The following is a 20,665-nucleotide window of genomic DNA, read 5'->3' on the forward strand; positions in this document are numbered from 1 at the left end:
CGTGGCCTGCCCCGTCTTTCGCCCGCGCCACAAGGGCAGCACATCTTGCGCCTCCGCGCCGGTCTGTCAAAATGCCCGGATCAATAGATGTTTCAGGGTGTGGCCATGCCGATTTGCGTTTTCGATATCTTTGCCGATGGCACGACCCAAGTGCCTACCGACACGCATCTTACGGGGCCGGGCATCTACCGCTGGTGGCACTTTGATCTGGCCGACCCGATGCTTGAACCCTGGGTCCGCGAACACTTGCATGAAATCCCCGCCGGGTCGCTGATCCAGAAACAGACCCGCCCGCGCTGTGACCGCTTTGAAGGCGGGCTGATCCTGAACCTGCGCGGCATCAATATGAACGAAGGGCAGGATGCCGATGAAATGGTATCGGTGCGGATGTATGTGGATTCCGACCTGCTGATCACCGTGCGCCGCAAGAAGGTCTTTGCCATCGACGCGATCCGCCGCGACGCCGAAGCGCAAAAGGCCCCTCCTAGCCCTGCCGAGTTCCTTGAGGAACTGGTGGGCCGTCTGACCCAGAGGGTGCAAGAACACGTCGCAGGGCTGGATGAACAGGCGGAGTTCTTCGAGGATGATCTAGAGGACAAGAACACCCCGATGCCGCATGAGCTGCCCGAAATCCGGCGCAGCGTGATCCGGCTGCGGCGCTATCTTGACCCCCAACGCGAGGCGCTGGCCAAGCTGGCCGCCTTTGATATTCCGCTGATCCCCGACGAAAGCCAGCTTGAGCTGCGCGAGCAGGCCAACAGCGCGCTGATCGCGGTAGAAGAGCTGGACGAGCTGCGCGACCGGCTGGTGTCGGTTCAGGAAGAGCACGACGCCAATATCGCGCAGCGCCAGGCGCGCCACGGCTATGTGCTGTCGGTCGCCGCGGCGATCTTTCTGCCGCTGGGGTTTCTGACAGGTCTGTTCGGCGTCAACGTTGCCGGGATGCCGGGGGTGGACCATCCTTGGGCGTTTACCATCCTCTGTCTTGGCATGGCGGGGCTGGCGCTGCTTATGTTTCTGGTCCTGAAACTAGTCCGCTGGATTTAGCCACAGCACGGCGCGCCCTGTTTCCCCGCCGCGAACGATCCCTATAAATACCTCTCCACTGTCTCACCGCTGCCGTGATCCTGCCTGATTTGGCCCCCATACCCTTTTCAGACGCAGATGATGAAAGGGGACGGGTATGGACCGCCTGACAGAGATGGAAGCATTCGCCACGGTCGTGGACCAGGGTGGCTTTACCGATGCGGCCAAGAAGATGGGTATCTCCAAATCCGCCGTATCCAAACACGTATCCTCGCTTGAAGCGCGGCTTGGGGCGCGGTTGCTGAACCGCACGACCCGCCGTGTCAGCCCGACAGAGATCGGGCTTGCCTATTACGACCGCGCCCGCCGTGTGCTGAATGACGCGGGCGAAGCCGATGCGCTTGTGACCTCTATGCAATCCGCGCCTTCGGGCCTTTTGCGGATCTCGGTCGCGACGGACTTTGGCGTGAACCATCTGTCGCCCGCCCTGTCCGAGTTTCTGGCCGATTTCCCCGACATCACCGTCAACATGGTGCTGAACAACCGCTACGTCGAACTGATCAGCGAAGGTTTCGATATGGCCGTCCGTATCGGAGAGCTGGAGGACAGCACCCTGCGGGCCCGCAAGCTGACCGAGACGACCAAACGCATGATCGCCTCCCCCGCCTATTTCGAGAAATACGGCCGCCCCGAAAAGATCGACGATCTGAACGATCACAAGCTGCTGCATTATTCCAACCAGTCCAGCGGCAATATGTGGAAGCTGACCTCGCCGTCGGGCGAAAAGCGTCAGGTGCGCACCGCTGGTTGGCTGTCGGTGAATGACGGGCAATCGCTGCTGAACGCCGCCATTTCTGGCCTTGGCATCGCCTACCTGCCGAGCTTTCTGTATGCCGACGCGATGGAGAAAGGGCTGGTCGAAGACGCAATCCCCGATCTCCCGCTTGAGACCCAAGGCATCTACGCCGTCTATCCTCCGGGCCGGTTCACCCAGCCCAAGGTGCGCGCCTTCATTGATTTTCTAGCCCATACCTTTGCCGAAAAAGGTCCAACGGACTGGTAACACGAGATCACCAACTGCCCTCGGTGAACTGAGCCCACATGTGGCTGCCCCCGCTCCCTTTTCAGGGATGCGGGGATTTTTCTGTTCGGGGTCAGGGCGCGGGTAAAAGCACGGCCTCGACCCGTCGATTGGCGTCGCGCCCCGCTTTGGTCTGGTTGGACGCGATTGGCGACAGATAGCCCATGCCCTGCGCCTCGATCCTGTCGCCCGCGATGCCATGCGCCGTGATCAGCCGCCGCCGCACCGCCGCCGCGCGGCTTCGCGACAGGGCAATATTATTTTGCAGCCCGCCGACGCTATCGGTGTGGCCCACCAAAACAATCCGCAGATCAGGCTGGGCTTTCAGCACCGCCGCCAGATTGGCCAGCGCATCAAACTCCCCCTGCCCCAAGGCCGCGGTACCGGTGCCGAAATCAAGCGCAGCCAGCACCACATGGCCGGTATTCTGCAACGCCGCAGCCATCTCTGACTGGCTTTGTGCGGGGGCATCGGGGGCCAAGGTCTGGGTGTCTTCCGCCACCTCTGGCACCGACGGGCTGGACGCCTGGCCTTGCGCATCCGCCTCAACGATCTGCAGATAGGCAGAGGTATCGGTTGTGCTGACCAGAAGGGTCGCAACGGCGTCAGGTGATTGCAGCGACCCTTTGACGGCGGTGACAAACTGGTACTGGCGCAGATCGACATACATGTTCGGCGCGGGCAGTGTTTCGATCGCAAAGCGGAAATCGAAACCGCCGCAGACCTCGGCGCTGCAATCCAGCACGATCCTGTAGCCCGCGTCCTCTAGCTGGGTGCGCAGGGGCCGCATAATCTGTAGGGGCGTGAGGCCCGGAGCCTCTAACCGCCAGGCAGAGCGCGCGATGGACCCTTCGATTTTGACGCTGGCAAAGCCGCCGTCCTCAAAGGCAGAGGTCGGGGCAAGGTAGCTGTCAGGGTCGGTATCGCGGATCACGGTCTGCCGCGCCGCCCCGGGCAGCGACAGATCCAGCGCATGGGCCGTGCCCGCCAGTAAAAGCCAGATCAGCCCGGCACGCCAGAGGATCATCTGAATTGCGCGTGGTAAGCGTCGTTCGGTTTCATTTCGGTCGCGCTGGCGACGCGGTTGGTCATATTGAAGAACCCCGTGACCGATGCGATGTCAAAGATATCGCGGTCGGAAAAGCCCACATCGCGCAGCGCCTGACGGTCCGCCTCGGTGGTTTTGGCACTTGCGACGGTCAGGTGTTCGGCAAAAGCCAGCATCGCCGTTTGCCGCGCATCCAGATCGGCGACACGCCAGTTCATCACCATCTGTTCCCCAAGGATCGGATTGCCCGACAGTTGCCGCACCGCCGCGCCATGGGCTGTCAGACAATAGTAGCATTTGTTCACGGACGACACGACGACCGCAATCATTTCGCGTTCCAGCTTTGAAAGGTTCGACGCGCCCAGCATCAGGTCGTTGTACATCGCGGTAAAGGCGTTCAGCTTGTCGATGTCAAAGGCATAGGCCTGTAGCACATTCGGCACCATCCCCAGCTTCTCCTGACAGACATCAAAGTATTTCTGCGTGTCCTCGGGCAGCGGATCGACCATCGGCAGGTTCAGGGCAGTGGGGGCATCATGCGCCATGGGGCGGCTCCTTTAGTCAGGGGATTGACGGTAATGATAGTGCCCTACCAGATCAAAGCCCAGTCCTTGATACAGGCGGTTCGCGGCCGCGTTCGCCTTTGTGCAAAGAACCGCCACCTGCGTCGCCCCCTGCGCCTGCGCCCAGAAACCGGCGCTGCGCATCAGCCATTTGGCGACACCCTGCCCGCGCTGGTGTTCCAGCACCTCGACCGCATGGACCATGCACACGCCCTCATGCAGCGCGGCAAAGGCGACGCCACCGGGCATCTCGTTCCAGCGGGTCAGGATCGCGGTTTTGGTCGCGGCGCGGTGCATCACGTTGATCCGCTCGGGGCCCACGCCGCCCTTGGCCCAAATCTCTGTCATGATGGCCAGCGGCTCCCATATCTGGAAAGCGGTCACCCGCGGCATCGGCACATCGGTCAGCTTGCCGACAGGCGCGATATAGACATTCACCGGATCGACGATGTCATACCCGCGCGCGGCCAGTTCTGTATCCAGCGTGTCGTCGCCGTCGCGGATCATGAAGATTGGGCGCTGGTCCATGGCGTGCATCGCGGCCTCGGCCTGACCGATATCCGCATTGGGTTCGGCCATCGTCGCGGCAGAGACGCGTTTGCCCCCGCCCTGCCCGTCCCGCAGAGTCCAGCCGGTTTCGGTCCAGATTTTCGCGGCGGGCCATGTGTGGTCGATGACCTGATAAAGCTGCGCCAGATCGGTCACGGGAACACCTGCGCGAGCTTTGCCATCGCCGCGTCGACCTCGGCCTGATCATTGCCCCGGATCACGATATGCGCGCCGTATTTGCCGTCTTTCTGGAAGGGGTAGGACCCGATAGAGAGGTTGGGATAGCTATGCGCCAACTCTCCCAACGGTCCGGCGATGTCGCCCTCTCCGCGTTCGATGCGATGGGTGGCGCTGATCAGGGGGGCCCCACCGGTCAGGGTTGGCAGAACGCTGGCGACCATTGCCTCGAACACGGCGGGGACACCGGCCATGACATAGACGTTTTCCAGCTTGAACCCCGGTGCCGCCGACACGGGATTGTCGATCAGCGTGGCATCATCGGGGATACGCGCCATGCGCAGACGGGCGGTGTTCAGCTCTGTCGCGCTTTTGGCGTAGTGGTCGGCCAGAATGCCGCGGGCATCCTCGCGCACGTCGATATGCTTGTTGAACGCAGCGGCGATGCAATCGGCGGTGATGTCATCATGGGTCGGCCCGATACCGCCACTGGTGAACACGCTGTCATAGACGCGCGACAGTTCCTGCACGGCGGCAATGATCGTGCCGTTTTCATCCCCCACCACACGGACTTCTTTCAGGTCGATCCCGACGCTGGTCAACTGCCCCGCCAGATGGTGCATGTTTGAATCGCGGGTGCGCCCCGACAGGATCTCATCGCCGATGACGATCATCGCAGCAGTGGGGTTGGGCATGGCTGTCTCCTTGAGGGGCCGTTGATTGAGGTATAGGTCACCCCCCATGCGCTTTCAAACCGAACTTGTCCCCGCCCGCCTGATCCGCCGCTACAAACGGTTTCTGGCCGATTGCCAGCTTGAGGACGGCACCGAGGTGACGGCGCATTGCGCCAACCCCGGGTCTATGATGGGGCTGGCCACAGCGGGCATGAAAATATGGCTTGAGCCCAATGATGACCCCAAGCGTAAGCTGAACTACGGCTGGCGGCTGGTTGACCACGAGAACGGGCATTTCACCGGCGTCGATACCGCGCTGCCGAACCGTGCGATCAAGGCCGCGTTAATGGATCGGCAGATCGCCCCGCTCGCGGGCTACACGACCGTGCGACCCGAAGTGAAATATGGTGAAAACTCGCGCATCGACTTTCTGCTGGCCGAGCCCGGCCTGCCCGACGCCTATGTCGAGGTGAAATCCGCCACCCTGTCGCGCCGCGAGGGGCTGGTCGAATTCCCCGACAGCGTGACCAAACGCGGCGCAAAGCATCTGGGAGAGCTGGCGCAGATGGCACGGGACGGGCACCGCGCCGTGCTGCTGTATCTGGTGCAGCGGACCGATTGCAGCGCCTTTAGCGTGGCGGCCGATATCGATCCTGCCTATGCCGCCGCTTTTGCCGACGCCCGCGCCGCAGGGCTGGAAACCCATGTCATCGGCACCCATATCAGCCCCCTTGGGGTCAGCGTTGCGGGCGCAATCCCCCTAATCGACCCGCCTGCACTGGCTCTTGGGGGCCAAGCGGGTTAGACAGCACCAAATTCATATGACGGAGACAGCGGTGATGAACGAACACCGAGGACGCCAGACCAAAGATGGCATTCGCATTTACGACCCCTCGGATTTCGCGGGGATGCACGCGGCGGGCAAGCTGGCGGCGCAAATCCTTGATGACATCGCCGAACATGTGTTTGTCGGACAGACCACCGGTGCCATTGACGGTGTGATCACGCAGATGATCGAAGACGCCGGCGCGAAGTCTGCCACCATCGGGTATAAGGGCTATCAACACGCCAGCTGTATCTCGTTGAACCATGTCGTCTGCCACGGCATCCCCGGTGACAAAAAGCTGAAGGATGGCGATATCCTGAACATCGACGTCACCGTGATTGTCGATGGCTGGTACGGAGATAACTCGCGCATGTATGTCGCGGGCAAGCTGTCGCGCAAGGCAGAGCGGTTGATCAACGTGACCCATGACGCGCTGATGCGCGGGATCGAGGTCGTGAAACCCGGCAATACCTTTGGCGACATCGGCCACGCGATCCAGACTTTCGCGGAATCCCACCGGATGAGCGTTGTGACAGATTTCTGCGGTCACGGGCTGGGCCGCGTGTTCCACGCACCGCCAAACGTGCTGCACTATGGCCGCCCCGGCACCGGTGCCGTGCTGGAACCCGGCATGTTTTTTACCATTGAACCGATGGTCAATCTGGGCCGCGCAGAGACCAAGGTCTTGGCCGATGACTGGACAGCGGTCACCCGCGACAAATCCCTGTCAGCGCAGTTTGAACACTCTATCGGCGTGACCGAAACCGGATACGAGATCTTTACCGAATCCCCCGCCGGTATGTTCCACCCGACCTATAGCCAGGGCTGATCCTCAGCCCCGGCGCTTGGCCAGCTTCAGCTCGATCACGGCCCACAGCACGCTGCCTGCATAGGCAAAGCAGCAGATCACCAATGTGGCCCAGGGGAAGCTGACCAGGCAGGCGATAAAGCCGGTAAAGAAGATCAGGAAATAGGTCACGTTGGCGCGCGAAAAGCTGACCGATTTGAACGACCACGTGGGGATGCGGCTGACCATGACCCAGCCGACCAGCACGATATACAGGCTGGATACCACGTCGGGCAGCGCCGCACCGGGGCCGAAGGCATAGGGCAGATAGATCGGCAGCATCACCAGCATCGCACCTGCAGGCGACGGCACACCGGTGAAATAGCCGCCATCGTCCAGCGGGTCTTTGGTCCGGGAATCGACGTTGAACCGCGCCAGCCGCATGACGCAACAGATCGCAAAGACCAGCACCGCCAGCCAGCCCGCGCGGTAGGAATCCTGCAGCCCCCAGAAATACACCACCAAAGGCGGGGCAACGCCGAAGTTCACAAAATCCGCAAGACTGTCGAGCTCGGCCCCGATCTTGCTGTTGAAGCCCAGATAGCGCGCGGTGCGCCCGTCCATCCCGTCAAGGATACTCGCCAACGTGATCAGCGCCACAGCCAGCGCGATATTCCCCTCGGCGGCGAAACGGATCGCGGAAATACCGGCACAGATCGCGGCAATCGTCAGCATGTTGGGCAACAGCTGTAGCAACGAGAATTCGGTTTTCGTCTTATCCGGCGCGACGGGGGGCTGATCGGTCATCTCAGGAAAGCTCTGCCAGCACGGTTTCGCCTGCGACCATCGTCTGGCCGATGCTGACGCGCGGGGTGACCCCCTCGGGCAGGTAGACATCGACGCGCGACCCAAAGCGGATCAGACCAAAGCGTTGACCCGCCTGCGTATGCGCGCCCTTCTTGGTGAAACACACGATACGACGCGCTACCAGACCGGCGATCTGGACGGCGGCGACCTCGCGACCGTCGGCCATCTTGATGCGCAGGCTGTTGCGTTCGTTATCCTCGCTCGCCTTGTCCAGCGAAGCGTTGAAAAACTTGCCGGGGCGGTAAGCGATTTCGGTGATCTCGCCTGCGACGGGGGCGCGATTCACGTGGCAGTTAAATACGTTCATGAACACGCTGACCCGTGTCAGCGGCGTGTCGGGCATCCCCAACTCTGCGGGGGGTACGGCAGGTTCGATCAGTGATACGATGCCATCGGCAGGGCTGATAACAAGGTTATCGCCCTTGGGTGTCACCCGTTCAGGGTCACGGAAAAAGTAGTAGCACCAGACGGTTGCGCCCACCCCCAGCCATCCCAGTGGTTCAGCGATGATAAAGAGCACCAGCGTGATCGCGGCAAAGATCGCCACGAACTTGCGCCCCTCGGGGTGCATCGGCTTGATGAAGGTGCTGGTCATGCTCAGGCTCATGGCGGTCTACTTTCCTTTACGTCTTTGTTAGCACATAGGCCGCAGCGCAGCGAATGCAAAGCGGCAACTGTTGATGGCCACTGGGCTAGTCTTGGCGCAGCAGGGTGATCCAGGTGTCGCCATACTTGCGCTTGTCCTCGCGCGTGAACCCTTGGGGCGGATCAAGCGGGGCGTTTTCCTCGCAGACGATCATGGCATCGGGTGTCAGCCAGCCGCCCGCGCGCGCCTTGACCAAGGCGGTCTGACCCATCCCCTTGCCATAAGGCGGGTCAAGAAAGACCAGATCGAACGGTGCCGCGATCCACCCCCCAAGGGCCGTCGCGTCGGAGCGCATCAGCGTGGTCGCGCCCTCGGCCCGCATCTTCTTGATGTTCTCGGTGATCAGCTTTTGCCCGACGCGCCCGTTCTCGATGAACACCACCTCGCGCGCACCGCGCGACAACGCCTCTAGCCCAAGGGCACCGGTGCCCGCGAACAGGTCAAGCACCCGCGCGCCGTTGATCACATTGTGATGGGTCAGCATCGAAAACAGGCTCTCGCGCACGCGGTCAGAGGTGGGGCGCAAATGCGCATCCGCATCGCCCTTGCCCACGTCGGCCAGTTGGGTGCCACGGTGTTTGCCAGCGATGATCCTCATGACTTCAGCAGTGCCTTCAAATCTGTGCTCGGGTCTTCGATCAGCGCAGGTGCGGGGGATTTGCCCGCCTCGATCAACCGGCGCCCGATCATGAAGCCGCGCGGATCGTTCATCGCATCCACCGCCAGCAGTTCGTCCCCGCGATAGTACCAGAAGGCCACGCTATCGGCATCGCTGCGTCGGGTGATCACGCGATCATAGCCCATGTTCAGCCCCGCGATCTGCAGTTTCACGTCATACTGGTCCGACCAGAACCACGGCTTGGCGACATATTCCTTATCCGCACCCATGATGTTTTCCGCGACCAGCTCGGCCTGATCAATGGCGTTTGGCACAGATTCCAGCCGGATGCGCCCGCCGCGATAAGGGAAGGACGCGCAATCGCCTGCAGCCCAGACATGCGGCGCAGAGGTGCGCCCGTGGCTGTCGGTCATAATGCCGTTGTCATTCACGATCCCCGCCGCATCGGCCAGCGCCGTCGCCGCCCCGATGCCAACGCCGACGATCACGAAGTCCACGTCCAGCGTCGTGCCGTCCGACAGTTCAGCGCCGGTGACATGCGTGTCGCCTGTCAAACGCTCAAGCCCGACGCCTTCGCGGATGGTGACGCCATGCGCCTCGTGCAGCGCGCGGAAAAAGTCAGAGGTCTGCGGGGCCGCGACCCGTTGCAGGATGCGATCGCTCATCTCTACCAGTGTCACCTGCAACCCCAGCTTGGCCGCGACCGAGGCGGCCTCTAGCCCGATATAGCCACCGCCGACGATCAGCACCCGCGCGCCTTTGGTAAAGCGCGGGCCCATCGTATCGACATCGCTGAGGTCGCGCACCACATGCACGCCCGCCAGATCGCCACCGATATGCGCGGGCAGACGGCGCGGGAAAGATCCGGTGGTCAGCACCAGATCGTCATAGGCCATATCCCCGCCATTCACCCGCACGGTCTGCGCCGCCGGATCGATGCTGTCGACCGCGGTGCCCAGCATCAGGTCAATCCCGTGGTCGGCGTAAAAACTCTCGGGCCGCAGATAGAGCCGCTCAAGCGCCATGTCGCCCAGCAGATAGGCCTTGGACAAGGGCGGGCGCTGGTAGGGGGGCACGGTTTCGGCCCCGATCAACGTGATCTTACCCTCAAAGCCGGAGTTGCGCAGCTTGGCCACACAGGATGACCCCGCCTGCCCTGCCCCGATCACCACCACATGACCCATCCTTGCCCCTTTCGAAAAAACCGTGTTCCTGCCTGCGTGCAAAGCCTATATCTTCCGTGAAGACAAACGCAATGACACGAAAGGTCACGCATATGACGATTTCTCAAGGCGACACGCTGCCCGATGCGACGCTGGTGCAAATGGGGCCGGACGGCCCGCAGCCTGTGCAGATGGCTGACAAGCTAAAGGGCCGCAAGGTCGTCGTCTTTGCCGTGCCCGGTGCCTATACGCCCACCTGCGATTCCGCCCATGTGCCCAGCTTTGTGCGCACCAAGGACCAGTTCGACGCCAAAGGCGTGGACGAGATCATCTGCGTGTCCTGCAATGACCCCTTTGTTATGGCCGCTTGGGGTGAATCGACAGGCGCGACGGCGGCTGGCATCACCATGCTCGCCGATGCCAACAGCGCCTTTACCAAAGCCATCGGCATGGAATTCTCGGCCGAGCCCGCGGGGCTGATCTCGCGCTCCAAACGCTATGCGATGCTGGTGGATGACGGCAAGGTCACGCTGTTCCAGGCCGAGGTCCAACCCGGCGTCTGCGACATGTCGGGCGGCGAGGCGCTGCTGGACAACATGTAATCCTGCACGACCCTGAAGAAGAAAAACGCAGCCGCGGGGGCACCGCGGCTGCGTTTTTCTTTGGATAAGTCGATGGTCAACGGTGCCTCAGCCCGCTTTGACCTCGCCCATCAATCCATCCATCTTGCGCGCCAGCTTGGCATCAAGCGAGCTTAGGCCATCCACGTCATGGGTCGTCAGGGTGACGATCACCTTGTTATAGACGTTCTCCCACTCTGGATGGTGGTTCCATTTCTCGGCCCAGATCGCCGCGCGGGTCATCCAGCCGAAAGCATCCGCGAAATCATTGAACTTGAAGGTTTTGACGATCGCATCCCGGTCCTCCACCATAGCCCAGCCTGTGCTGAACAAGGGGGCCAATACGGTTTTGCGCGTCTCTTCGCTTAATCTTTCGCTCATTCCTGTTCCTCAACCTCGACCCTTTTGAATGGGCCGTAATCTGTCAAAATGTCTATCTCTTCGTCAACGGCTGCCCGTTCCTCTACAAGATAGTCGTCAACAGCGCGCATAAAACCCTCGTCCCGCATCCAATGCAGCGACCACGTCGCCTGTGGCAGGTAACCGCGCGCGAGCTTGTGTTCCCCCTGCGCACCTGCCTCGACGGTAGAGAGGCCCAGTTTGATCGCGATATCGATGGCCTGATAATAGCACAATTCAAAGTGCAAGAACGGATGATGTTCAGTGCAGCCCCAATAGCGCCCATAAAGCGCATCTGCGCCGATAAAGTTCAGCGCCCCCGCCACCCATGCACCATCCCGCTTGGCCAGCACCAGTGCCATGTCGTCGCGTAGCTGGTCCTGGGCGATGTCGAAAAAGGCGCGTGTCAGATAGGGCGTGCCCCATTTTCGCGCACCTGTGTCCTGATAGAATTGCCAGAAGGCATCCCAATGTTCGGGCTGAAGATCGTCACCGGTGAACACCTCTATCTCTCCGCCAAAGGCCTGTGCCTGCTGGCGTTCCTTGCGGATGTTCTTGCGCTTGCGCGAGCTGAGCGTGGCAAGAAACCCGTCGAAGTCCTTAAAGCCCGCGTTGTGCCAGTGGAACTGCTGGCTTTTGCGGGAAAGCATGCCCAGTTGCTCTGCGGCGGCGGCCTCGTCTTGGGTACAAAAGGTAATGTGCAAGGACGACAGCCCGTTTGAATCGGTCAGCTGGACCGCCCCCTGGATGAGGGCCGCGGTGCCCGTCTCTTCGAACCCCGGACGGGTCAGGAAACGGCGGCCCGTGGCCGGGGTATGGGGCACGGCGATCTGCAGCTTGGGGTAATAGCGCCCGCCCGCCCGTTCAAACGCATGGGCCCAGCTGTGGTCAAAGATGTATTCACCCTGACTGTGTGACTTGGCGTACATCGGCGCAACCGCGATGATCTGACCGTCAATGGCAGCGCTGAGATATTGCGGCTGCCACCCCGTACCGGGGCCGACGCTGCCGCTTTCCTCTAGCGCTGAAAGGAAACGAAAGGTGGTGAAAGGGTCCGCGGGGCGCGCGCCCCCGGCGGCTTCGGGACAGGCACAGGCATCCCATTCCGCCTGACCGATTTGCGCGATGCGCGAGGCAATTCTGATTTCGACGTCGCGCGCGTTCATACTGGATGTCCCGTTGTCATAGGCCTTATCTGTGGCCGAAGCCGGACGGTTCAACCTTGCAGCGGCGCGTCATAGCCTTCGAAGGTGATATTATGCGCAAATTCGCGTGCGCCGTTTTCAACTGAAAGACTGCGCACGGTCCAGCAGCAGATCATCGCGCCTGCCTCGCGCAGTTCAGCCACGCGGGGGCGGGGCAGATCGTCGACCTCGTGGCTGATGAAACACGCGCCGGTGCGGTGGTAATCGGGGATCTCGCGCAGGCGGTCGCAGGTGGCTTTGGGCAGCGGCCATTCGACATAGCGATAGGCGCTTGTCACCAATCCACGCGGCACATGCGGCAGCAGCTCTGCCATCCGCGCGACGCTGTTGGGGTTGAACGACATGACAGCCACATCGCCCACATAGTCGCGCAGGGCGTCTGCCACCGCATCTTCCAGCGGCCCGATGTCGGTGCCCATTGCACCGTCCTGATCCTTGATCTCGACCAGCAGCGGCACGCGCCCTGCGATCAGGTCCAGCACCTGCGGCAAGGTTGGAATAGTGTCACTGCCGCCGGTGAGCGTAATCTGGCACAGGTCATCCGCATCGCGTTGCCGGATGGCACCGGTCTGGCCTGTCAGGCGATCCAGCGCATAGTCGTGAAACACCAGCGCCACACCATCGCGTGACAGTTGCACATCAAGCTCGATGCCATAGCCCCGATCAATCGCGGCCTGAAAGGCGGCAAAGCTGTTTTCGGGCCGACCGGCATCGCGGTGATGAAAACCGCGATGCGCAATAGGAGTCGTATAAAACGCCTGTGGTAGGGTCATTCGATTTCGAAGATGCCTTCGATCTCGACCGCGACACCCAGCGGCAAGGAGGCGGCAGAAACGGCCGAGCGCGCGTGACGCCCCGCATCCCCCAAAGCTTCGACAAGGAAGTCAGAGGCTCCGTTAACCACTTTGGGCTGGTCGGTGAAGTCGGCGGTGGAGTTCACAAAGGCCGTCAGCTTCACCACCCGCTTGAGCCGTTCGATATCGCCGTCACATGCGGCTTTGACCTGCGCCAGCAAGCTGATCGCGCAGGTCTTGGCGGCTTCGGCACCCGCGGCGACATCCATATCCGCGCCCAGTTTTCCGGTGATGAACCCGTCCGGCCCGTTCGAGATCTGGCCCGAAACATAGATCGTGTTGCCGGTTTTCACGAAGGGCACATAGTTCGCCGCAGGGGCAGGTGCGTCAGGCAGGGTGACGCCAAGATCGTTCAGACGGCTGGTGATGCTCATGGGGGACTTCCTTGGAATGAATGGCTTTGGCGGGACGATAGCGATGCGATGCCGAAACGAAAAGACCCAAGAGGGAGGAACTGCAACACCTGCCACCAACGCGAGATGCCCAAGGAAACTCATGTTGCGTATTTCGGGGACGCTGCGCATAACAAACCATGTTTTTCACGCGTTTTCGGGATTTATACCATGTCCAAGGCCACGACCCTCTCCACATCGCTGCGCGCCCTTGTGGGTGTCACTTTGGTTGCAGGTCTTGCCGCCTGTAGCGGTGCATCGCGCCCCCAGCCCGCAGGAGTCAATGACCCGCACGAGGCCGGTAACCGCAAGGTCCACGCCTTCAATCAGAAGATCGGCGGATCGGGCAAACCCAACCGCGTGCTGGAGGCGGTGCCGATCGAATTCCAGACGGTCGTGCATAACGTCTCCGAGAACCTGTCGATGCCGCAAGCTGCCGTTAACAGCGCCTTGCAGGCGGATCTTGCGGGCTTTGGCCTGTCGACCTACCGCTTCTTGGTAAACAGCACGCTTGGGATGGGCGGCCTGTTCGATGTCGCGAGCGAATTCAAAGTGCCCGAGCATGATACCGACTTTGGCGAAACGCTATATGTCTGGGGTGTGGGCGAAGGCCCGTATATCGAACTTCCCCTGATCGGCCCGTCCACCCGTCGCGACACCACCGGCCGCGTGGTGGACCTGTTCACCAACCCGCTGTCCTATACGCTTGATAGCCCCGAAAGCTATGTCGGCACCGTCACCGGCTATGCCGATAGCGCATTCGAGAAAAACCGCCGCATCGTGAATGGCAAGCAAGTGCCAATCTCCGCATCGGGCGACAGCTATGCTCAGGCACGTCAGGACTATCTGCAAAAGCGCCGTGCCGATCTGTCGCGCCCCACCAGCATCGCCGCCACCACCGGCCCGCGCATGGTTGACTAAGCATTAAATAACTCGCGCCTCCCTTCCGGTCTCTTTCGGATAGGGGCGCGCGATTCAGGTCAGGGCAGCTTGGCAACGGGCCTGCGGAGGATCATTATCAGGGCATGGATATCACCCTGATCAAAACCTTTATCGAAGTCGCCAACACCGGCTCTTTTGTCGCTGCTTCCGAACGGCTGTTTGTCACCCAATCCGCTGTCAGCCTGCGCGTGCAACGGCTTGAGGACAGCCTAGGCCACCCGCTGTTCAAACGATCGAAAGCGGGGGCGGTGCTGACCTCGGAAGGCGAACAATTCACCTCATATGCGCTGAGCCTTCTTAAGATATGGGAAGAAGCCCGGCAGCAGATCGCGATCCCCGAAGGATACAGCCGCAGCTTTTCCTTCGGCGCGCAGCACGCCCTTTGGCACAAGCTTGGCTTTCGCTGGATCGACGCGATGCAAACGATGATGCCCGAACTGAGTATTCACGCCGAAATGGGCATGTCCGACCGGCTGACACGGTTTCTGGTCGAAGGGGTTATTCAGGCCGCTTTGCTTTACACCCCGCAGCTGCGCCCCGGATTGCGCGTCGAACCCGTGCTGGAGGAAGAACTGATTCTTGTCGCGTCCTTTGAAACGGACGTCAAAGATCTTGGCAAAGAATATGTCGCGGTCGACTGGGGGCCGGAGTTTACGCATATGCACGCCAGCGCCCTGCCCCATCTGACCAATTCGGGGCGATCATTGGCCCTTGGCGGGCTTGCGGCCGACTATATCGTCAACCGTCGCGCCGCTGCCTACCTGCCCGCACGGGCAGTGCAACGGTATCTCGACGTTGGAAAACTGCATGTTGTGGCAAATTCCCCACGCTTTGCGTACCCCGCATGGGTGGTCTGGCGCGAAGATCTGGACCCCGAGATGCTGTCGATCGCTCGGCGTAGTTTGATGGACCTCGCTCAAGCGGCTGAAAATCAACAAAATATCCTGATCGAGAGCTTGGACAACGGGCAAAAGACGCCTTAATTCCGCTTCAAGGGCAGTTAAAACAAGTAATACTTGCTTCATGCACGATTTATTCGAATTTCACTTATCTGACCCCCTATCTTAAATCCATTCTCAGCAGAGATGCTCTCGCCTCAATCAACGAGGCGGGTCACTTCTAAGGGAAAGGATTCCCCAATGAATACAGTACTTAAAGCGTCCGCGGTTTCCGTAATCGCACTCTTGGCTGCTGCTCCAGTTTTCGCGCAGCAACGTGCGCTTGGCATTGAAACGCTGAACGACCAGATCGAAGACATCACCGATGACGTGAACACCGACCTGGCCCGCGGCACCGACGCAGAACGTTATGGCGCCAATGGCGTTGCCCAAGGCTGGCGCGGGTCTTTCGCCCTGTCCGCATCGGGCACCAGCGGCAACACAGACAACGGCGAAGTATCGGGCGCTGGCCGCCTGACATACGGTGTCGGCGACTGGAACCACCTGGTTGGTTTTGCGGTAGAATACGGCGAAGCAAACGGCACCAAGAGCGAAGAGAAGTTCTTTGGTACCTATGAAGGTAGCCGCTACTTCACACCCGAGTTCTATGCGTTCGGCCTGGCCCGTTACCAATATGACGGTTACCTGACCGATACATCCGGTGCAGCCGTTGACGGTTCCGAAACAGACGCATTCTTGGGCTTTGGTCCGGGTTACCGCGCGATCAATAAAGAAGACAACACATGGCGCGTTCAAGCGGGCCCCGGTGTACGCTACTTTAAAGACGCAACCGGCACCTCCGAAACCGAAGTCGGCTTCATCGCCTCGTCGCGCTACTTCTACGCGTTCAACGACATCGTATCCTTCACCATGGACACCGACATTGTCGGCTCTGACGTGAACACCATCGTGTCGAACGACGCTGGCATCAACTACAAGATGTCCGACAACCTGTCGACACGCGTAAGCTACCGTACCGACTACAACACCGATCCGGTTGCGGGCCTGAAATCCACTGACAACACCCTGGGTGTGTCGCTGGTTCTGGGCTTCTAAGCCAGACCGTCAAACCCCCGGGGGCGGGTCTCCTCGTACCGCCTTCGGGGATGCGACAAAAGGAAGGGAGGTCGGAATAATCCGGCCTCCCTTCTTTCGTTTCCAAAGCATTGAGCTGCGGCAGAGGCAGGGTCTTTACCCGCCAAAGATATCGCGCAGCACCCTGTCGATGACGCCCAGTGGGTTGTCCTGACGCGGTACCCGCTGCGGCTGCGCCGGTTGCTGAGGCTGCGGCGGGGCTTGCACCACTGGCGGTTCCGGCACGATCATCGGCAGCGGCGTATTCGGCAGCCCTTCGTGAACGCGCATCATGACCTGCTGCCAGATCTCGGTGGGCAACCCGCCCCCCGATACACCGGTCAACGGCGTGTTGTCGTCATAGCCCATCCAGACACCGGCCACGTAGTCGGCAGAGAAACCGATGAACCACGCGTCGCGGTTGGCCTGTGTCGTGCCCGTTTTACCGGCCAGTTCACGACCACCAAATTGCGCCCGCTGCCCCGTGCCTTCGGACACGACCTTTTCCATCATGTAGACCAGTTGCAGCGCGGCATCTTCCTGAATGACCCGTTCGCCGATACCGCCGCCCGTGCCCATTACCGGATCAGTGTCGCCCTGCAACGTCAGATCAATCAGCCCATAGGGTTTAACGGATGACCCGCCGTTCAGGATGCCGGCATAGGCGCCTGTCATTTCAAGCAACGTGCTTTCGGACGCCCCAAGCGCCAGCGCCGGACCGACGGCCAGATCGCTTTTGATGCCGAACTGCTCTGCCACCTGGCTGACCACATCGCGCCCGACACTCTCCGAGACTTTGACCGCCGGAATGTTCAGCGAATCCTTGAGCGCGGTGGTGAGGGTCACGTTGCCCTTGAAGCTGTTGGTATAGTTCTTCGGGCACCATTGGCCCGACCCCGGCACGTTCAGACAATAGGGCGCGTCTTCGATCAGGTCGTTGGGCGAATACCCCAGATCCAGCGCCGCTGCATAGATAAACGGTTTGAAGGCAGAGCCAGTCTGGCGCATCGCTTGTGTCGCGCGGTTAAAGGCCCCCGCGACCTTGGTCTTGCGCCCACCGACCATGCCACGCACGGCCCCGTCAGCAGACATGATCACCACAGCCGCCTGCGCTTTGGAACCTTCGCGGACCTTGTTTTCGAACACCCAGCTCAGACCTTCCTCGGCGGCGCGCTGGATCTTTTGGTCAAGGGTGGTCTTGATCACCACATCCTCGGTCGTGTTGCGGGTAAAGAACTCCGGCCCCGACGACATCACCCAATCCGCGAAATAGCCACCCGCCTCGGCCTCTGCGGCTTCTGACAGCTCTGCGGGATTGGCAATGGCGTTATCCGCTTCTGCCTTTGACAGATAGCCCTGATCCTCCATCAGGCGGATCACGGTTGCCGCACGGCTTTGCGACCGATCAAGATTATTGGTCGGTGACAGGGTGGTCGGTGCGGTCAACAGACCCGCCAGCATCGCGCCCTCGGCAGGCTTCAACGCGGCGGCCGGTTTGCCAAAGAAACGTTGCGCCGCGGCTTCGGCCCCAAAGGCACCGCCGCCCATATAGGCGCGGTTGAGGTAGATCGACAGGATATCATCCTTGGAATACTTCGCTTCCATCGCCATGGAGAACAGGGCTTCCTTGCCCTTGCGCGACAGCGAGGACCGGCGACATTCGGCTTCGTATTCCTTTTCCGTCTGCCCCGACGACGCATCATAGGGTTCACCCAGACACAGCAGCTTGGCCACCTGCTGCGTGATCGTCGAACCGCCGTGACCGGACAAGGGCCCGCGGCCCTCGCTCAGGTTGATCTTGACCGCCGAAGCGATGCCGCGCGGGCTGACACCAAAGTGACGATAAAAGCGTTTATCCTCTGTCGCGATCACCGCGTTCTTCAGGGCGGGGGATACGCTGTCTGCGGTGACGACGCCGCCGAACTGATCCCCGCGCCATGCAAAGACATCACCATAGCGATCCTTGAGCGTGACAGACCCTCGCGCACGCCCGTCCAGCAGCGCCTCGAGCGGCGGCAGCGTGGTGTAGAAATAGCCGACGGCCAAGGCAACCATCAGCACCGCCACGGCAGTCACCCGCCAGACGATCGTCCAGATCAAACGGAAGACCCACCGCACCAGCGCGGCCAGCCAGCCAATAGGCCCCTTGGGGCGCGCAGGCGCACGACGTGCAGGCTTGCGCTTGGCCGGAGCCTTTTTCGCGACCGGCTTGCGGGGCGGTTTGCCGCCTTTGCCCGCGGTGCGTTTATCGGCAACCAAGGGCCGCTTCCGTTTGGATGAATCACTCATATGCTGCTCGCTGAACCATTCTTTTTTTTCGCACTCTATCCTGCACAGCGCGGTTTGTTTAGCGCAGACGCCCCGCTGCGCCGTCTAATTAACGCCCAATAATTAGGCACATTTCCCATAGCGCCCAATAATCAGGCAAACGCGCCCGCCCAGAGAGGGACTAAGCGCGATGTACCCTTCCTTCAAGGGGCACCGGCCGCTCTTTTATCCAAGGCATAACGCAGGAAGTACCTGCCATCTGGAAGAGGGATTATAGGTGAAACTCATTATCGCAACAATCAAGCCATTCAAGCTCGAGGAGGTGCGCGAAGCACTGACCGAAGCGGGCGTGCGTGGCCTGATGGTGACCGAGATCAAGGGCTTCGGTGCCCAATCCGGCCATACCGAAATCTACCGCGGCGCTGAATATGTCGTGAACTTCGTACCCAAGGTGAAGCTTGAACTGGTGGTCGCAGATGCGCTGGCCGACCAGATGGTCGAGACGATCACCCGCACCGCACATACCGGCAAGATCGGCGACGGCAAAATCTTTGTCCTCGACGTTGAACAAGCCGTGCGCGTGCGCACCGGCGAAACCGGCGAAGACGCCATCTGACCCCCACGTCCGAGGAATTGACGACATGACATCACGACTTCTTATTCCCCTTGCCGCCGCAGCGACGCTGCTGCCGTCCTTGGGTTTCGCGCAGGAGGCCGAATATGCAACCGCGGCTGACACTGCTTTCATTTTCAACACGATCCTGTTCCTGATCGGCGGCTTTCTGGTGTTCTGGATGGCGGCGGGTTTTGCCATGCTCGAAGCCGGCCTGGTGCGGTCCAAGAACGTGACCACCCAGCTGACCAAGAACATCGCGCTTTTCGCATTGGCCGCCATTCTCTACTGGCTGGTTGGCTATAACATCATGTACCCCGGCGACGCGTGGATCATCCCCGGCGTGTTCGGCACTTTTGCAACCAAGGACATCAAGACGGCGATTGACGCGGGCGGCTATTCCAACGCGTCGGATTTCTTCTTCCAGCTGATGTTCTGCGCGACCACCGCATCCATCGTTTCGGGCACATTGGCCGAGCGTATCAAACTGTGGCCCTTCCTGATCTTCACCATCGTGCTGACCGGCTTTATCTATCCGATCGAAGCAAGCTGGCAGTGGGGCGCAGGCTGGTTGTCTGACGCGGGCTTCAGCGACTTTGCGGGCTCCACTCTGGTCCACGCCGCGGGCGGCTTTGCGGCTCTGGCAGGTGCGCTGGTGCTTGGCCCCCGTATCGGCAAATACAAAGACGGTCGTGTGATCCCGATGCAGGGTTCGAACCTGCCGCTCGCCACTTTGGGCACGTTCATCCTGTGGCTGGGTTGGTTCGGCTTCAACGGCGGCTCGCAATTGGCGATGGGGTCGATGATCGATGCCGATGCTGTTGCGCAGATCTTTGCCAACACCAACATGGCTGCTGCTGCCGGTGCCATCGCCGCGCTGGTCCTGACCCAGATGCTGTACAAAAAGCCCGACCTGACAATGGTGCTGAACGGCGCGCTGGCCGGTCTGGTCTCTATCACAGCTGGCCCGCTTGACCCGACGCTCTTCGGTGCGCTTTGGATCGGTGCTGTGGGCGGTGCGATCGTGGTCTTCGCGGTGCCCTTCCTTGACAAGCTCAAGATCGATGACGTGGTCGGTGCGATCCCGGTTCACCTGATCGCAGGCTTCTGGGGCACACTGGTTGTTCCCGTCTACACCGACGGCACATCCTTTGTGACACAGATCATCGGTTTTGCCTCTATTGGTGCCTTTGTCTTCATCGTGTCGCTGATCGTGTGGATGATCCTGAAAGCCACCACCGGCATCCGCGTCAGCGAAGAAGCCGAGATCGCTGGTCTGGACGTGTCCGAACTGGGCATGGAAGCCTACCCTGAGTTCTCCAAGAGCTAAGGTC

At 60.8% G+C, this 20,665-nt stretch carries 23 protein-coding genes; 10 read left to right on the forward strand and 13 right to left on the reverse strand.

Going from position 1 to position 20,665, the window contains the following annotated elements; all coding sequences use genetic code 11:
* Positions 1–87 precede the first annotated feature (87 nt).
* Positions 88–1,047: a zinc transporter ZntB gene (locus B4F27_RS10520; RefSeq protein WP_286759629.1), complete on the forward strand. Its 960-nt coding sequence runs from the start codon at positions 88–90 to the stop codon at positions 1,045–1,047.
* Positions 1,048–1,183: 136 nt separating this feature from the next.
* Complete coding sequence (locus B4F27_RS10525) at positions 1,184–2,089, forward strand: LysR family transcriptional regulator (RefSeq protein ID WP_005851116.1); 906 nt, start codon at positions 1,184–1,186, stop codon at positions 2,087–2,089.
* Between the two features lie 91 nt (positions 2,090–2,180).
* Here B4F27_RS10525 and B4F27_RS10530 read toward each other — a convergent pair whose 3' ends face one another.
* The 4 genes from B4F27_RS10530 to B4F27_RS10545 are packed head-to-tail and all read right to left on the reverse strand — an operon-like array spanning position 2,181 to position 5,139.
* Positions 2,181–3,134: an OmpA family protein gene (locus B4F27_RS10530; protein WP_286759630.1), complete on the reverse strand. Its 954-nt coding sequence runs from the start codon at positions 3,132–3,134 to the stop codon at positions 2,181–2,183.
* Positions 3,131–3,700: a peroxidase-related enzyme gene (locus tag B4F27_RS10535; protein ID WP_009825885.1), complete on the reverse strand. Its 570-nt coding sequence runs from the start codon at positions 3,698–3,700 to the stop codon at positions 3,131–3,133. The genes B4F27_RS10530 and B4F27_RS10535 overlap by 4 nt, the downstream gene beginning before the upstream one ends.
* A gap of 12 nt (positions 3,701–3,712) precedes the next feature.
* Positions 3,713–4,423 carry a GNAT family N-acetyltransferase gene (locus B4F27_RS10540; protein ID WP_037943034.1) on the reverse strand — a complete coding sequence of 237 codons (711 nt, stop codon included), beginning with the start codon at positions 4,421–4,423 and terminating at the stop codon, positions 3,713–3,715.
* Entirely contained in the window at positions 4,420–5,139 is a 720-nt protein-coding gene (locus B4F27_RS10545; RefSeq protein WP_037954089.1) for a competence/damage-inducible protein A, read from the reverse strand. The genes B4F27_RS10540 and B4F27_RS10545 overlap by 4 nt, the downstream gene beginning before the upstream one ends.
* Before the next feature lie 46 nt (positions 5,140–5,185).
* Here B4F27_RS10545 and sfsA point away from each other — a divergent pair, with 46 nt between their 5' ends.
* Both sfsA and map read left to right on the forward strand, forming a co-directional pair.
* Positions 5,186–5,923 (forward strand): DNA/RNA nuclease SfsA, encoded by a 738-nt coding sequence (sfsA, locus tag B4F27_RS10550; protein WP_037943032.1) that lies wholly within the window; start codon positions 5,186–5,188, stop codon positions 5,921–5,923.
* Positions 5,924–5,957: 34 nt separating this feature from the next.
* The gene (gene map / locus B4F27_RS10555; protein ID WP_037944888.1) at positions 5,958–6,773 is read left to right on the forward strand and encodes a type I methionyl aminopeptidase; all 816 of its coding nucleotides are present in this window, start codon (positions 5,958–5,960) and stop codon (positions 6,771–6,773) included.
* A 3-nt stretch (positions 6,774–6,776) separates the two neighbouring features.
* Here map and pssA read toward each other — a convergent pair whose 3' ends face one another.
* The 4 genes from pssA to B4F27_RS10575 all read right to left on the reverse strand — a co-directional run bounded on the left by pssA (position 6,777) and on the right by B4F27_RS10575 (position 10,047).
* Positions 6,777–7,538, reverse strand: coding sequence for a CDP-diacylglycerol--serine O-phosphatidyltransferase (gene pssA, locus B4F27_RS10560; protein WP_005851102.1), 762 nt, complete (start codon positions 7,536–7,538; stop codon positions 6,777–6,779).
* A gap of 1 nt (position 7,539) precedes the next feature.
* Positions 7,540–8,199, reverse strand: a complete 660-nt coding sequence (locus tag B4F27_RS10565; protein ID WP_174226618.1) for a phosphatidylserine decarboxylase — start codon at positions 8,197–8,199, stop codon at positions 7,540–7,542.
* Positions 8,200–8,290: 91 nt separating this feature from the next.
* Positions 8,291–8,842: a 16S rRNA (guanine(966)-N(2))-methyltransferase RsmD gene (rsmD, locus tag B4F27_RS10570; RefSeq protein WP_286759631.1), complete on the reverse strand. Its 552-nt coding sequence runs from the start codon at positions 8,840–8,842 to the stop codon at positions 8,291–8,293.
* Complete coding sequence (locus tag B4F27_RS10575; RefSeq protein WP_286759632.1) at positions 8,839–10,047, reverse strand: NAD(P)/FAD-dependent oxidoreductase; 1,209 nt, start codon at positions 10,045–10,047, stop codon at positions 8,839–8,841. The genes rsmD and B4F27_RS10575 overlap by 4 nt, the downstream gene beginning before the upstream one ends.
* Before the next feature lie 92 nt (positions 10,048–10,139).
* On the opposite strand from B4F27_RS10575, the gene B4F27_RS10580 reads away from it, so the two are divergent.
* Positions 10,140–10,628: a peroxiredoxin gene (locus tag B4F27_RS10580; protein ID WP_005851093.1), complete on the forward strand. Its 489-nt coding sequence runs from the start codon at positions 10,140–10,142 to the stop codon at positions 10,626–10,628.
* Between the two features lie 87 nt (positions 10,629–10,715).
* Here the strand turns inward: B4F27_RS10580 and B4F27_RS10585 are convergent, their stop codons facing one another.
* The 4 genes from B4F27_RS10585 to B4F27_RS10600 are packed head-to-tail and all read right to left on the reverse strand — an operon-like array spanning position 10,716 to position 13,478.
* Positions 10,716–11,027, reverse strand: a complete 312-nt coding sequence (locus B4F27_RS10585) for a 4a-hydroxytetrahydrobiopterin dehydratase (protein ID WP_005851091.1) — start codon at positions 11,025–11,027, stop codon at positions 10,716–10,718.
* Positions 11,024–12,211 carry a GNAT family N-acetyltransferase gene (locus tag B4F27_RS10590; protein ID WP_286759633.1) on the reverse strand — a complete coding sequence of 396 codons (1,188 nt, stop codon included), beginning with the start codon at positions 12,209–12,211 and terminating at the stop codon, positions 11,024–11,026. Before B4F27_RS10590 ends, B4F27_RS10585 begins: the two co-directional genes overlap by 4 nt.
* A gap of 50 nt (positions 12,212–12,261) precedes the next feature.
* Positions 12,262–13,023, reverse strand: coding sequence for a glycerophosphodiester phosphodiesterase family protein (locus B4F27_RS10595; protein WP_286759634.1), 762 nt, complete (start codon positions 13,021–13,023; stop codon positions 12,262–12,264).
* The gene (locus B4F27_RS10600; protein WP_074636155.1) at positions 13,020–13,478 is read right to left on the reverse strand and encodes a RidA family protein; all 459 of its coding nucleotides are present in this window, start codon (positions 13,476–13,478) and stop codon (positions 13,020–13,022) included. The genes B4F27_RS10595 and B4F27_RS10600 overlap by 4 nt, the downstream gene beginning before the upstream one ends.
* A gap of 189 nt (positions 13,479–13,667) precedes the next feature.
* On the opposite strand from B4F27_RS10600, the gene B4F27_RS10605 reads away from it, so the two are divergent.
* The 3 genes from B4F27_RS10605 (at position 13,668) to B4F27_RS10615 (ending at position 16,432) form a co-directional block, all read left to right on the forward strand.
* Positions 13,668–14,417, forward strand: a complete 750-nt coding sequence (locus tag B4F27_RS10605) for an MlaA family lipoprotein (RefSeq protein WP_286759635.1) — start codon at positions 13,668–13,670, stop codon at positions 14,415–14,417.
* A 104-nt stretch (positions 14,418–14,521) separates the two neighbouring features.
* A complete protein-coding gene (locus B4F27_RS10610) occupies positions 14,522–15,421 on the forward strand; it encodes a LysR family transcriptional regulator (protein ID WP_286759636.1) in 900 nt (299 codons plus the stop codon).
* Between the two features lie 156 nt (positions 15,422–15,577).
* Positions 15,578–16,432, forward strand: coding sequence for a DUF481 domain-containing protein (locus B4F27_RS10615; RefSeq protein ID WP_074636159.1), 855 nt, complete (start codon positions 15,578–15,580; stop codon positions 16,430–16,432).
* Positions 16,433–16,567: 135 nt separating this feature from the next.
* Here B4F27_RS10615 and B4F27_RS10620 read toward each other — a convergent pair whose 3' ends face one another.
* Complete coding sequence (locus tag B4F27_RS10620; protein WP_180828601.1) at positions 16,568–18,739, reverse strand: transglycosylase domain-containing protein; 2,172 nt, start codon at positions 18,737–18,739, stop codon at positions 16,568–16,570.
* A gap of 256 nt (positions 18,740–18,995) precedes the next feature.
* Here B4F27_RS10620 and B4F27_RS10625 point away from each other — a divergent pair, with 256 nt between their 5' ends.
* Positions 18,996–19,334 (forward strand): P-II family nitrogen regulator, encoded by a 339-nt coding sequence (locus tag B4F27_RS10625; RefSeq protein WP_005851080.1) that lies wholly within the window; start codon positions 18,996–18,998, stop codon positions 19,332–19,334.
* Between the two features lie 25 nt (positions 19,335–19,359).
* Positions 19,360–20,661: an ammonium transporter gene (locus B4F27_RS10630; RefSeq protein WP_005851078.1), complete on the forward strand. Its 1,302-nt coding sequence runs from the start codon at positions 19,360–19,362 to the stop codon at positions 20,659–20,661.
* Positions 20,662–20,665 lie beyond the last annotated feature (4 nt).

The organism is Sulfitobacter sp. UBA1132, from assembly GCF_002311545.1.
GTDB lineage: Bacteria > Pseudomonadota > Alphaproteobacteria > Rhodobacterales > Rhodobacteraceae > Sulfitobacter > Sulfitobacter pontiacus.